Here is a 12,048-nt window from a genome sequence, read left to right on the forward strand (position 1 = left end):
CCGCGCCCTTCGTCCCGCCCACCCCTCCGCGCAAGAAACTCAGGAAAAGATCTTCCCGGGGTTGAGGATGTTGTCCGGGTCGAGCGCCCGCTTGAGGGTGCGCATCATGTCGACCGCACCCGCGCCCGCCTCGTCCAGCAGGAAGCCCATCTTGTGCAGCCCCACCCCGTGCTCGCCGGTGCAGGTGCCCTCCAGCGCCAGGGCGCGGGTCACCAGCTTCACGTTCAGGTCTTCCGCCACCCGGCGCTCCTCGGCATTGTCGGGGTCGATCAGGTAGCCGAAGTGGAAGTTGCCGTCGCCCACATGGCCCACCAGGAAGTAGGGCAGGCCGCTGGCGTCGGCCTCGGCCACGGAGTCGAGCAGGCAGTCGGCCAGCCTGCTGATTGGCACGCAGGTGTCGGTGCTCACCGCACGGCAGCCCGGCTTGCTCTGGATGGCCGCAAAGTAGGCGTTGTGCCGCGCGGTCCACAGGCGGGTGCGTTCCTCGGGCGTGGTGGCCCACTCAAACGCGTTGCCGCCGTGGTCGGCGGCGATCTCCTGCACCGTCTCGGCCTGCTCCTTCACGCTGGCCGGCGAGCCGTGGAATTCCATCAGCAGCATGTGTTCCTCGCGCAGGCCGAGCTTGCTGTGGGCATTGACCATGCGCACCGTGCCGGCGTCGATGAGCTCGCAGCGCGCGATCGGCACACCGAGCTGGATGACCTGGATCACCGTGTGCACCGCTGCGGCGATGCTGGGGAAGGAACACACAGCCGCCGAGATGGCTTCGGGCAGCGGGTAGAGCTTGAGGCTGATCTCGGTGATCACGCCCAGGGTGCCTTCGCTGCCCACCATCAGGCGGGTCAGGTCGTAGCCGGCGCTGCTCTTCTTGGCGCGGGTGCCGGTGCGGATGACCTCGCCGCGCGCGGTCACCACCTCGAGCGCCAGCACGTTCTCGCGCATGGTGCCGTAGCGCACGGCGTTGGTGCCGCTGGCTCGGGTGGCGGTCATGCCGCCGATGGAGGCGTCGGCCCCGGGGTCGATGGGGAAGAACAGGCCCTCGCCCTTCACCGCCTCGTTGACCGCCTTGCGGGTCACGCCGGGCTGCACCGTCACGGTCAGGTCTTCGGCGTTGATGGACAGCACGCGGTTCATGCGGCCCAGGTCGATGCTGATGCCGCCCTGCACCGCCAGCAGATGACCCTCCAGCGATGAGCCCACGCCGAAGGGAATCACCGGCACCCGGTGCTGCGCGCACAGAGCCACGGCATCGGCCACGTCCTGGGTGCTCCCGGCGAACACCACGGCCGCCGGCGGCGGCACGCTGAACACCGACTCGTCGCGCCCGTGCTGCTCACGCACGGCCAGCGCGGTGGAGCACTGCGCGCCGAAGCGCTGCTGCAGCGCGGCCAGAAAGGCCTCGGGGATCGGGCGTTGATCCACCTGGGGCAGCAGGTGCTGGATGTCGGCGGGGGCGTTCATGGGCGGTCTCCGGGGTCGGTTGTCCGGCCAGTTTAGCGGGGGAACCCGGGCCGATGGGCGACGGACGGTTGTCAGATCATCGACAATCCGCCGACCGACTTCCATGCGCCGGCCCCGTCGGCGCCCACCGCAAAGGAACCCCATGGGCAACCGACTCACCCAGATCGCCACCCGCACCGGCGACGCCGGCACCACCGGCCTGGGCGACAACTCCCGCGTCTCCAAGAACAGCCTGCGCGTGCACGCCATGGGCGACGTGGACGAACTCAACAGCCAGATCGGCGTGCTGCTCTGCGAGGACATGCCCGCCGATGTGCGAGCCGTGCTGGTGGAGATCCAGCACCAGCTCTTCAACCTGGGCGGCGAGCTGTCCATCCCCGGTTTCGAACTGCTCAAGCCCGAGGCGGTGGCCGCACTCGACGAAGCCCTGGAGCGCTACAACGCCCAGCTGCCGCGTCTGCAGGAATTCATCCTGCCGGCCGGCTCGCGTGCCGCCAGCCTGGCGCATGTGTGCCGCACCGTGGCCCGCCGCGCCGAGCGTGCCGTGGTGGCGCTGGGCAACGAGGAAGCCATCAAGGATGCGCCGCGCCAGTACCTCAATCGACTCTCCGATCTGATGTTCGTGCTGGCCCGGGTGCTCAACCGCATGAACGGCGGCGACGACGTCTACTGGAAGAGCGAGCGCATGGCGCAGGGCGGGGCGGCATGAAGGCGCTGGCTGCCGCCGCACTGGCACTGGCCTGCACCGCCGGTGCCGTGACGACCGCCCACGCCGCCCTGCGGCAGGTGCAGCTGGTCTGCGATGCGGTCTACATGCCGGCCCGCACCAGCTGGAACCGGGTGGTGGACATCGGTTACGACGACAAGCGCGTACGCAGCGTGAGCATCGATGGTGTGCCGGTCTACACCTTTGCCATCGCGCAGACGGTGATCATGACGGCGCTGGACAACGAGCGCATCCAGATCGACACCGCCAGCCAGACCTGGACCAGCGACTTCCGCGGTCAGGCCACGGGCCAGGGCCGCTGCGAGCGCGCCACGCCCTGAGGACCTCGCCTCAGCGCTGGATGCCCAGGCCCGAGGTGTCGGGCCGGTGCCCGGTGTGCAGCCGGATGCGCAAGGACACGTCGGTGCGCGAGTCGGCGTAGTCGATGGCCTGCTCGGCCGTGATCTCGCCGCGCAGGTACAGGTCGTAGAGCGACTGGTCGAAGGTCATCATGCCCAGCTCGTTGCTCTTGGCAATGGCGTCCTTGATGTCGTCGGTCTGGCCCTTCTGGATCAGCTCCGAGATGTAGGGCGAGAGCAGCATCACCTCCACCGCCGGCACCAGCTGGCCGGCGCTGTTGCGCAGCAGGCGCTGGCCCACCACGCCCTTGAGGTTGAGCGACAGGTCCATCAGCACCTGACGGTGCGCCGCCTCGGGGAAGAAGTTGAGGATGCGCTGGATGGCCTGGTTGGTGTTGTTGGCATGCAGGGTGGACAGGCACAGGTGGCCGGTCTCCGCATAGGCCATGGCGTGCTGCATGGTCTCGCGGTCGCGGATCTCGCCGATCATGATCACGTCGGGTGCCTCGCGCATGGCATGGCGCAGGGCCTCGTCGAACGAGCGGGTGTCCAGACCGACTTCGCGCTGGTCGACGATGGCCACGCCATGGCTGTGCTCGAACTCCATCGGGTCTTCCACCGTCAGGATGTGCCCGCCCACCGTGCGGTTGCGGTGGTCGATCATGGCCGCCAGCGTGGTGCTCTTGCCCGAGCCCGCGGCGCCCACCATCAGCACCAGACCGCGCTTGAGCTGGCACAGCTGCTTGAGCACCGGCGGCAGCTTGAGGCTGTCGATCGAGGGAATGCGGGCATTGATGTGCCGCACCACCACCGCCACCTCGCCGCGCTGCCGGTACACGTTCACCCGGAAGCGGCCCAGGCCGGGCAGGGCGATGGCGAAGTCGCACTCCAGCGTGGCCTCGAACGACTTGATCTGCGACTCGCGCATGATCGAGTAGGCCAGGGCCTGGGTCTGGCTGCCGTCCAGCGCCGGCTCGTCGAGGCGGCGCAGGGTGCCCTGCACCTTGATGCCGGCCGGTGTGCCGCTGGAGAGGAACAGGTCCGAAGCCCCGTGCTGCACCATCACCGCCAGGTAGCGGCTCAGGTCGTCGTTCTGTCCGTGGGTGCGTTCGAGCATGGGGCGGGTGTCCTCAGGAGCGGCGGCCGAGCAGGGCGTACAGCAGGATGGCGCCGAAGGTGGCGGTGCCGATGCCGCCGAGGGCAAAGGCGCCGAACTTCAGGGTGTAGTCACCGGTGCCCAGGATGAGCGTGACGGCGGCCACGATCAGGTTCCGGTTGTCGCTGAAGTCGACCTTGTTGTCCACCCAGATCTTGGCGCCGGCCACCGCGATCAGGCCGAACACCACGATCGACACGCCGCCCATGACCGGCAGCGGTATGGCCTGGATGAGCGCGCCGAACTTCGGGCTGAAGCCCAGCACGATGGCCATGATGCCGGCGATCAGGAAGATGGCGGTCGAGTAGATCTTGGTCGCGGCCATCACGCCGATGTTCTCGGCGTAGGTGGTCACGCCGGTGCCACCGGCGCTGCCGGCCACCATGGTGGCCACGCCATCGCCCATGAAGGCACGGCCCATGTAGCGGTCCAGGTCCTTGCCGGTCATGGCGGTCACGGCCTTGATGTGGCCCAGGTTCTCGGCCACCAGGATGATGGCCACCGGGGCGATCAGCAGCATGGCGTTGGCGCTGAACACCGGGGCGCTGAAGTTGGGCAGGCCGATCCAGGCCGCGTTGGCAATGCCCGAGAGGTCCATGGGCTTGCCCATGCCGAAGCCGTTGGCCAGCACCGCGTAGATCACGCTGGCCACGATCAGGCCCACCAGGATCAGCAGGCGCTGCACCATGCCGCGGGTGAACACCGCCACCATGCCCACCGCCACGAAGGTCACGGCCTGCATCCAGGCATCGAACGCGGTCGGTGCCATGTTCTTGATCGGGATGCCGGCCAGGTTCAGGCCGATCACCGCCACCACCGAGCCGGTCACCACCGGCGGCATGAAGCGTTCGATCCAGCCGGTGCCCACCGCCTGCACGATGGCGCCGATGATGAAGTACAGCAGGCCGCAGGCGATGATGCCGCCCAGTGCCACGCCGATGTTGGCGTTCGGGCCCGGACCGGCGTAGCCGCTGGCCGCGATCACCACGCCGATGAAGGCGAACGACGAGCCCAGGTAGCTCGGCACCTGGCCACCGGTCATGAAGAAGAAGATGAGCGTGCCGATGCCGCTCATGAGGATGGCCACGTTCGGGTCGAAGCCCATCAGGATGGGCGCCAGCACCGTGGCGCCGAACATGGCGATCAGGTGCTGCACCCCCATCACCGTGGTCTGCCCCCAGGGCAGACGTTCGTCCGGCCCGATCACCCCGCCTTGTGCCAGCACCTCGGTGCCTTTTTCACGCCAGTCCAGCATGCCCATGCGTCACTCCTCCGTGGTTGGAAAAAAATACCCCGCGATCGTATTCGCAAACCCTGTGCCAGCCGGGGGCGCACCGGTCTGGCGCCCGCTGTCCCGCAGGGGCCAACCGGCCGTTGCCGGGTGCCCCGGGGGGTTTTCATAATGGACCGATGAGCACCGCCCCCTACATTCCCCAGATCCGCCGCTACCAGCAATGGCTGGGCGAGCACCGCGGTCTGCATTTCGCCGACTACGACGCCCTGTGGCGCTGGTCGGTGAGCGACATCGAGGCCTTCTGGCAGAGCATCCGCGACTACTTCGACCTGCGGTCGCCCACGCCGCATTCGGCGGTGCTGGAGCGCAACGTGATGCCCGGCGCGCGCTGGTTCCCCGGCGCTCAGGCCAACTATGTGCACCAGGTGTTCCGGCATGTGGACGCCGCACACGCCGCCGGCTTCCCGGCGGTGATCAGCCGCAACGAGAAGGGGATCCACCGCGAGCTGTCCTGGCCCGAGCTGCGCCGCCAGGTGGCCGCCCTGGCCCTGCACCTCCAGGCCCAGGGCGTGCGACCCGGGGACCGGGTGGCGGCCTACCTGCCCAACACCCCCGAGACCATGGTGGCCTTCCTGGCGGTGGTGGCCATCGGCGGGGTGTGGAGCATCTGCGCCCCGGACATGGGCACCCATGCCGTGCTCGACCGGTTCCGCCAGATCGACCCGGTGGTGCTGATCGCCTGCGACGGCGTCACCTACGGCGGCCGCGACCACGACCGCCTGGGCGTGGTGGCCGAGCTGCGCGACGCCTTGCCCACGGTGCGCCATGTGGTGCTGCACACCAACCTGGCCGACAGCCTGGGCCAGCCGCAGGCGCGGGAGCGCGCGCTGGAGCAGCTGGCGCCGTGCGCCGATCTCCGGCTGGTCACGGCCCGGGCCGATCCGCCGACCGTGGCCTTCCAGCCGCTCTGGCTGCCCTTCGACCACCCGCTGTGGATCGTGTATTCCAGCGGCACCACCGGCCTGCCCAAGCCCATCGTGCACGGGCACGGCGGCACCGTGCTGGTGAGCATGGCGCTCAAGGTGCTGCACAACGACATCGGCTGCAGCTACGACCCCAACTCCTGGGGCGAGCGCTACCACTGGTACAGCTCCACCGGCTGGGTGATGTGGAACGCCCAGGTGGGTGGCCTGCTGGGCGGCACCACCTGCGTCATCTACGACGGCAACCCCGGTGGCTCCAGGGAGCGCCCCGACTGGACCGTGCTCTGGCGCTTCGCCGCCGAGACCGGCGTCACCTTCTTCGGCGCCGGCGCCGCCTTCTATGCCAACTGCATGAAGGCCGGCGTGGACATCGCCGCCTGCGGCGACCTCCGCCCCGTCCGCGCCCTGGGCAGCACCGGCTCGCCCCTGTCCGAAGACGTGCAGCGCTGGGGCACCGGGCAGTTCCATCGCGTGGCGGCGGAGCGTGGGGGCGACATCTGGTGGTGCAACATCTCGGGCGGTACTGACTTTGCCGGCGCCTTCATCGGCGGTCATCGCGATCTGCCCCAGACCCCTGGCCGCATGCAGTGCCGCCTGATGGGCTGCGCCGTGGAAGCCTGGGACGAGCACGGCCGGCCGGTGACCGATGCCGTGGGCGAACTGGTGTGCACCCAGCCGATTCCGTCCATGCCGCTGTACTTCGTGGGCGATGTGGGGCACAAGCGGCTGCTCGGCAGCTACTTCGACATGTACCCGCCCGGCCATGGCCGGCACCCCGGTGGCGGTGACCTCGGCCCCGAGGCCGGCGCGGTCTGGCGGCACGGCGACTGGCTGCGCATCCACCCGGACGGGTCGTGCGTCATCTACGGCCGCTCGGACGCCACCATCAACCGCCACGGCCTGCGCATGGGCACCAGCGAGCTTTACAGCGCGGTCGAGGCCCTGCCCGAGGTGCTCGACTCGATGGTGGTCGACCTGGAATACCTGGGCCGCGAGAGCTGGATGCCGCTCTTCGTGGTGCTGCGCGAGGGCCAGGCGCTGGACGAGGCGCTGACCGGCCGCATCCAGGCGGCCATCCGCACCGCACTGTCCCCGCGCTTCGTGCCCGACGCCATCTACCAGGTCGCCGAGATCCCGCGCACCTTGTCCGGCAAGAAGCAGGAGCTGCCGATCAAGAAGCTGCTGCTGGGCCAGCCCTTGGAGAAGGTGATCAACCGCGAGGCCATGGCCAACCCGGGCTGCCTGGACTGGTACGTGCAGCTGGCGGCGCAGCGGGCCGGGGCCTGAGGCGCGTCCCGCAAGCGACGCCGGCAGGGGTGAACCCTCGGGCCAACCCGGTGGGCGGCCCGGCCGGCATGCGGTAATTTGCCGGGTCACCACAACCCCACCCCCGGAGACCCGCCATGACCCACCCGAACCCGAACCGCCGCCAGGCCCTGTCCCTGGCCGCCGGCGGTGCCGCCCTGCTGGCCGCGCCCTCGCTGTTCGCGCAGGACAAGTTCCCTTCGCGCCCCATCACGCTCATCGCCCCCTGGCCGGCCGGCGGCAGCAGCGACGCCATCATGCGGGCCTTCGGCCAGAGCGCCAGCAAGATCCTGGGCGTGCCGGTGGTGATCGAGAACAAGCCCGGCGTGGGCGGCACCCTGGGCGCCAGCGCCATGATGCAGGCCAAGCCGGACGGCTACACCATCACGCAGCTGCCGCTGGGCATCTACCGCCTGCCCCACATGCAGAACATGCCGTTCAACCCGGTGACCGACATCACCCACATCGTCTGCCTCACCGGCTACACCTTCGGCATTGCCTGCACCGCCGACGCGCCGTTCAAGAACCTCAAGGAGATGGTGGCCTATGCCAAGGCCAACCCGGGCAAGCTGGAGTACGGCCACACCGGCACCGGCACCACGCCGCACCTGGCCATCGAGGAGTTCTCGGAGAAGGCCGGCATCAAGCTCAACCCGATCCCGTTCAAGGGTTCGGCCGAGATCATGCAGGCCATCCTCGGGGGGCACATCCGCGTCATGAGCGGCACCACCGAATTCGCGCCGCATGTGCAGAGCGGCAAGCTGCGCCTGCTGGCCACGCTGGGCAGCCAGCGCAACAAGGCCTTCCCCGATGTGCCCACGGTCAAGGAAAGCGGCTGGGACACCATCACCGAATCGCCGTTCGGCATTGGCGGCCCGAAGAACATGGACCCGGCCGTGGTCAAGGTGCTGCACGACGCCTTCAAGGCCACGCTGGACGACCCCGAGGTCAAGGCGGCGCTGGACAAGTTCTTCCAGCCCACCATCTACATGAACACCGCCGACTACACGGCCTATGCGCAGCGCACGTTCGCGGCCGAGAAGGCCACCATCGAACGCCTGGGCCTCGCGAAGAAGAGCTGACCCCCGGCGGGGCTAGCGCCTGCTGACCAGCACGATGCCGGTGGCCACGCCCAGCAGGGCGACCACCAGCTGCCAGGTCAGCGGCTCGCCCAGCAGCGCCACACCGAACACCAGGGCGAACACCGGCGTGAGGAAGGTGAAGGTGCTCATCTGGGTGGCCGGGTAGTGGCGCAGCATCCACATCCAGGTGAGGTAGCTGGCAAAGGCCCCCACGGCGGTCTGCAGGCCGATGGAAGTCCAGGCGGCGGCCGAGTAATCGAACCGCCAGGTCTCGTTGAGCGACAGCGAGATCAGCGGCGCCACCAGCGCGGTGACACCCACCTGGAAGAACAGCGTCTTTTCGGCACTCGCCGTGGCCAGTTTCGTGGCCCGCAGGGTCAGCGTGGTCAGGCCCCACAGCATGCCGGCGGCCAGGCCCAGGGCGTCGCCCTGCCAGATGCCGTGGCCCGTCGGTGCGTGGGTGAAGCCCTCGCTGAAGGCCAGCGCCACGGCGGCAAACGCGATTGTCAGCCCCACCCACTGGATGCGGCGCAGGGTCTCGGTGCGCACCACCCGGGGCAGCAGCAGGGCCACCACGAACGGGCTGGTGTAGAGGAACACGGTCAGCCGAGAGGCGCTGGTGTACTTCAGACCCAGGTAGATGGCGGCGAATTCACCGGCGAACAGCAGGCCGGCCAGCAGCCCCGGCCCGAGCGTGCCGTCGCGCTCGAACAGGGCCACGCCGCGCGCGCGGCACCACAGCCACAGCAGCAGCGTGGCGCCCCAGAACCGGATGGTGGCTTGCCACAGCGGCGGCACTTCATCCACCGTGGTCTTGATCAGGATCTGCTGGAAACCCCAGAACGCACAGCACACCACCAGCAGGCCGATGGCGAGCGAATCCAGATGGGTCTTGCGCTGGATGGGGCTGTTCACGGTGTGGCAGGGCTCAGAGCGGGTGCTCGGTGTAGAAGCGCCCGCCGTGGAACAGCAGGGGCGAGACGTCGGGGTTGTGGCTGCAGCGCTCCACCTCGCCCACGAAGATCACATGGTCGCCTTCGGCGTACTGGCTGCGGTTGAAGCACTCGAAGGTGGCGGCCACGCCGGGCAGCAGCGGCACGCCGCTGACGCTGTCGGTGTGGTCGACCCCGGCCCAGCGGTCGGTGTGGCGCGCCGCAAAGCGTTCGGCCAGCGCCTGCTGGTCGGCCGCCAGCACATGGATGGCGTAATGCCGGCCGTTGGCCAGGGCGGCCATCGAGCCGGCCTGCTGGCTCAGGCTCCACAGCACCAGGGGCGGCTCCAGCGACACCGAGTTGAACGAGTTGGCCGTCAGCCCGACCAGGCTGCCGTCGGCGGCCCGTGCCGTGACGATGGTCACCCCGGTGGCGAACATGCCCAGGGCACTGCGGAACGCCCGGGTCGAGAAGTCGGGCGGCCGGGGGCCGGCGGCGGGGGAGGCTGACATGGTGGTGCGGTGAACCGTTCGGTGTGGGGTGGCGATTGTCGGCCATGCCGGTGTTCCGGCGCGTCGCCAGGGCTACCCGGATCGCGCCGATAAGATGCGCCGCATGAGCCTCACACCTGCCTTCACCGCCCTGGGCAGCGGCCCCACCGTCCTGTTGCTGCACGGCATCGGCGGCGGGCACCTGGCCTTTGCGCCCCAGGTCGAGACACTGGCCGCCGCCGGTTACCGGGCGGTGGCCTGGGACATGCCGGGCTATGGCCACAGCGCCCCCATCGAGCCCTACACCTTCAAGGGCCTGGCGCAGCGCTGCATCGACCTGATCGACGCCCTGCAGTGCCCGGACGTGGTGCTGGTGGGCCACAGCATGGGCGGCATGGTGGCGCAGGAAGTGGTGGCGCGCCACCCGCAGCGGGTGAGCCGGCTGGTGCTGGCCGGCACCTCGGCCGCCTTTGCACGCCATGGCAGCGGCCGCAGCGCCGACGACTGGGCGCGCCAGTTCGTGGCCGAGCGCACCGCGCCACTGGACGCCGGGGGCGGCATGGAAGCCATGGCACAGACCCTGGTTCCGCGCATGGTCGGCCCCGGCGCCCTGCCGGAGGGGCTGCGGCTGGCCGAGCACTGCATGGGCGGCGTGCCCGAAGCCACCTACCGCCGCGCACTCGACTGCCTGACCGGCTTCGATCGCCAGGCCGCCCTGGCGGCCATCCGGGTGCCCACCCTGCTGGTGGCCGGCGAGTTCGACCGCGTGGCGCCGCCGGCCCTCATGCGCCGCATGGCCGATCAGATTCCGGACTCGCGCTATGTGGAGCTGCCCGGCATCGGCCATCTCATGAACCTGGAGGCGCCGGAAGCCTTCGACGGCCAGCTGCTGGCCTTCCTGGGCGAGACCGCCGGGCGCTCAACGCTGCACTGAGGCGGTCTGCAGCCGGCCTGCGCCGATGCCTGTACGGCTCGGCGTGCCCGGCTGGCCGGTGAAGCCGAACTCCATGGCCGGCTTCTCGCCGCTGATGAGTTCGGCCAGCGCCTTGCCGGAGCCGGCGCCGTGGGTCCAGCCCAGCGTGCCGTGGCCGGCGTTGATCCACAGCTTGCGGCGCGGCAGCTGGCCGATCAGGGGGATGTTGGTGGGGGTGGCCGGGCGCAGGCCGGTCCAGAACTGCGGGTTGCCGCCCTCTTCGGGCGTGCGGGTGTCGGCCACGCCCGGGAACACCGTCTCGATGCGGCGCACCAGCATCTCGCAGCGGCGGCGCGCCAGCGGCGTGTCCAGCGACAGGTCGAAGCCGCCGAGCTCGATGGTGCCCGCCACCCGCAGCTGATCGCCCAGGCGCGAGATGGCGATCTTGAGCTGGTCGTCGATCATGCTCACCGACGGGGCGTCCTGCGGCCGCAGCAGCGGCAGCGTGGCGCTGTAGCCCTTACCCGGGTAGATCGGTACCCGGATGCCGATGCGCTGCAGCAGCGGCGTGGTGTAGGAGCCGCAGGCCACGACGAAGGCATCGCCCGTGAGCATGCGGATCTGGCCGTCCTGGCGGTTGCGCACCCGGATGCCGCTGACCTCGTCGCCGCGCTGCTCGATCTGCTCGATGTCATGGCCCCAGAGCAGTTCCGCGCCGCGCTCGGCGCAGCGCCGGGCCAGGGCCTGGGTGAACACGCGGGCGTCGCCGGATTCGTCGGTCTCGGTGTAGGTGCCGCCCACGATGCGGTCACCGAAGGCCCGCAGTGCCGGCTCGATGCCCAGCAGCTCCTCGCGCGAGACCACGCGGCGTTTGACGCCGAAGCGCTGCATCACCTCAGCGGCAGCCGCTGCGCCGGCGAAGGATTTTTCGTCGGTGTAGTAGTGCGCGATGCCGCGTTCGAGCCGGTGGTACTCGATGCCGGTCTCGGCCACCACATCCTTCAGGGCGGCGTGGCTGTAGGAGCCCAGGGCCACCAGCTGCGCCACGTTGCGCACGAAGGCTGCGTCGTTGCACTGCCCCAGGAACTGCAGGCCCCAGAGCCACTGGGCCGGGTCGAGCTGCGGGCGGAACAGCAGCGGCGAGGTGGCCGAGAACATCCACTTAAGCGCCTTGAGCGGTGCCTCGCGGTTGGCCCATGGCTCGCAGTAGCTCACCGAGATCTGTGCCGCGTTGGCAAAGCTGGTTTCCAGCGCAGCATCGCTCTGGCGATCGACCAGCGTCACCTCGTGCCCACGCTGCAGCAGATGCCAGGCCGTGCTGACGCCGATGATGCCCCCACCCAGAACCGTGACACGCATGGTGTGCTCCTGATCAGAAACCGTGATCTGCGCAGTATCGAAAAAGCCGCCCTGGAAATGAAGCGGA

Annotated in this window: 11 protein-coding genes; 5 read left to right on the top strand and 6 right to left on the bottom strand. The window is 69.5% G+C overall.

Annotated elements, in window-relative coordinates:
• Positions 1–39: 39 nt before the first annotated feature.
• The gene (locus CAP38_RS12885) at positions 40–1,461 is read right to left on the bottom strand and encodes an FAD-binding oxidoreductase (protein ID WP_086121825.1); all 1,422 of its coding nucleotides are present in this window, start codon (positions 1,459–1,461) and stop codon (positions 40–42) included.
• Positions 1,462–1,603: 142 nt separating this feature from the next.
• Between CAP38_RS12885 and CAP38_RS12890 the strand changes: the two genes are divergently transcribed.
• A complete protein-coding gene (locus CAP38_RS12890) occupies positions 1,604–2,170 on the top strand; it encodes a cob(I)yrinic acid a,c-diamide adenosyltransferase (RefSeq protein WP_086121826.1) in 567 nt (188 codons plus the stop codon).
• Positions 2,167–2,508, top strand: a complete 342-nt coding sequence (locus tag CAP38_RS12895) for a hypothetical protein (protein ID WP_086121827.1) — start codon at positions 2,167–2,169, stop codon at positions 2,506–2,508. Before CAP38_RS12890 ends, CAP38_RS12895 begins: the two co-directional genes overlap by 4 nt.
• A gap of 10 nt (positions 2,509–2,518) precedes the next feature.
• Here the strand turns inward: CAP38_RS12895 and CAP38_RS12900 are convergent, their stop codons facing one another.
• Together CAP38_RS12900 and CAP38_RS12905 are read right to left on the bottom strand one after the other, a co-directional pair.
• Positions 2,519–3,643, bottom strand: coding sequence for a PilT/PilU family type 4a pilus ATPase (locus CAP38_RS12900; protein WP_086121828.1), 1,125 nt, complete (start codon positions 3,641–3,643; stop codon positions 2,519–2,521).
• Positions 3,644–3,656: 13 nt separating this feature from the next.
• Positions 3,657–4,943 (bottom strand): solute carrier family 23 protein, encoded by a 1,287-nt coding sequence (locus CAP38_RS12905; RefSeq protein ID WP_086121829.1) that lies wholly within the window; start codon positions 4,941–4,943, stop codon positions 3,657–3,659.
• A 149-nt stretch (positions 4,944–5,092) separates the two neighbouring features.
• Between CAP38_RS12905 and CAP38_RS12910 the strand changes: the two genes are divergently transcribed.
• Both CAP38_RS12910 and CAP38_RS12915 read left to right on the top strand, forming a co-directional pair.
• On the top strand, positions 5,093–7,186 hold the full coding sequence (locus tag CAP38_RS12910) for an acetoacetate--CoA ligase (RefSeq protein WP_086121830.1): 2,094 nt from the start codon (positions 5,093–5,095) through the stop codon (positions 7,184–7,186).
• Between the two features lie 116 nt (positions 7,187–7,302).
• Positions 7,303–8,286 carry a tripartite tricarboxylate transporter substrate binding protein gene (locus CAP38_RS12915; protein ID WP_086121831.1) on the top strand — a complete coding sequence of 328 codons (984 nt, stop codon included), beginning with the start codon at positions 7,303–7,305 and terminating at the stop codon, positions 8,284–8,286.
• Between the two features lie 12 nt (positions 8,287–8,298).
• On the opposite strand, the gene CAP38_RS12920 is transcribed toward CAP38_RS12915, so the two are convergent.
• Both CAP38_RS12920 and CAP38_RS12925 read right to left on the bottom strand, forming a co-directional pair.
• Positions 8,299–9,201, bottom strand: a complete 903-nt coding sequence (locus tag CAP38_RS12920) for a DMT family transporter (protein ID WP_256924451.1) — start codon at positions 9,199–9,201, stop codon at positions 8,299–8,301.
• Positions 9,202–9,214: 13 nt separating this feature from the next.
• Positions 9,215–9,730 carry a flavin reductase family protein gene (locus tag CAP38_RS12925; RefSeq protein WP_086121832.1) on the bottom strand — a complete coding sequence of 172 codons (516 nt, stop codon included), beginning with the start codon at positions 9,728–9,730 and terminating at the stop codon, positions 9,215–9,217.
• A gap of 103 nt (positions 9,731–9,833) precedes the next feature.
• Between CAP38_RS12925 and CAP38_RS12930 the strand changes: the two genes are divergently transcribed.
• Positions 9,834–10,643 (top strand): alpha/beta fold hydrolase, encoded by an 810-nt coding sequence (locus tag CAP38_RS12930; RefSeq protein ID WP_086121940.1) that lies wholly within the window; start codon positions 9,834–9,836, stop codon positions 10,641–10,643.
• Here CAP38_RS12930 and CAP38_RS12935 read toward each other — a convergent pair.
• Positions 10,629–11,981 (bottom strand): D-amino acid dehydrogenase, encoded by a 1,353-nt coding sequence (locus CAP38_RS12935; protein ID WP_086121833.1) that lies wholly within the window; start codon positions 11,979–11,981, stop codon positions 10,629–10,631. The genes CAP38_RS12930 and CAP38_RS12935 overlap by 15 nt on opposite strands.
• Positions 11,982–12,048: the final 67 nt, after the last annotated feature.

The organism is Hydrogenophaga sp. IBVHS2, assembly GCF_002127215.1.
In the GTDB taxonomy this organism is placed as follows: Bacteria; Pseudomonadota; Gammaproteobacteria; order Burkholderiales; family Burkholderiaceae_C; genus Hydrogenophaga.

Coding starts and splice junctions, on each gene's coding strand:
- CAP38_RS12885 (WP_086121825.1), bottom strand. CDS start 1,461: ATGAACGCCCCCGCCGACATCCAGCACCTGCTGCCCCAGGTGGATCAA.
- CAP38_RS12890 (WP_086121826.1), top strand. CDS start 1,604: ATGGGCAACCGACTCACCCAGATCGCCACCCGCACCGGCGACGCCGGC.
- CAP38_RS12895 (WP_086121827.1), top strand. CDS start 2,167: ATGAAGGCGCTGGCTGCCGCCGCACTGGCACTGGCCTGCACCGCCGGT.
- CAP38_RS12900 (WP_086121828.1), bottom strand. CDS start 3,643: ATGCTCGAACGCACCCACGGACAGAACGACGACCTGAGCCGCTACCTG.
- CAP38_RS12905 (WP_086121829.1), bottom strand. CDS start 4,943: ATGGGCATGCTGGACTGGCGTGAAAAAGGCACCGAGGTGCTGGCACAA.
- CAP38_RS12910 (WP_086121830.1), top strand. CDS start 5,093: ATGAGCACCGCCCCCTACATTCCCCAGATCCGCCGCTACCAGCAATGG.
- CAP38_RS12915 (WP_086121831.1), top strand. CDS start 7,303: ATGACCCACCCGAACCCGAACCGCCGCCAGGCCCTGTCCCTGGCCGCC.
- CAP38_RS12925 (WP_086121832.1), bottom strand. CDS start 9,730: ATGTCAGCCTCCCCCGCCGCCGGCCCCCGGCCGCCCGACTTCTCGACC.
- CAP38_RS12930 (WP_086121940.1), top strand. CDS start 9,834: ATGAGCCTCACACCTGCCTTCACCGCCCTGGGCAGCGGCCCCACCGTC.
- CAP38_RS12935 (WP_086121833.1), bottom strand. CDS start 11,981: ATGCGTGTCACGGTTCTGGGTGGGGGCATCATCGGCGTCAGCACGGCC.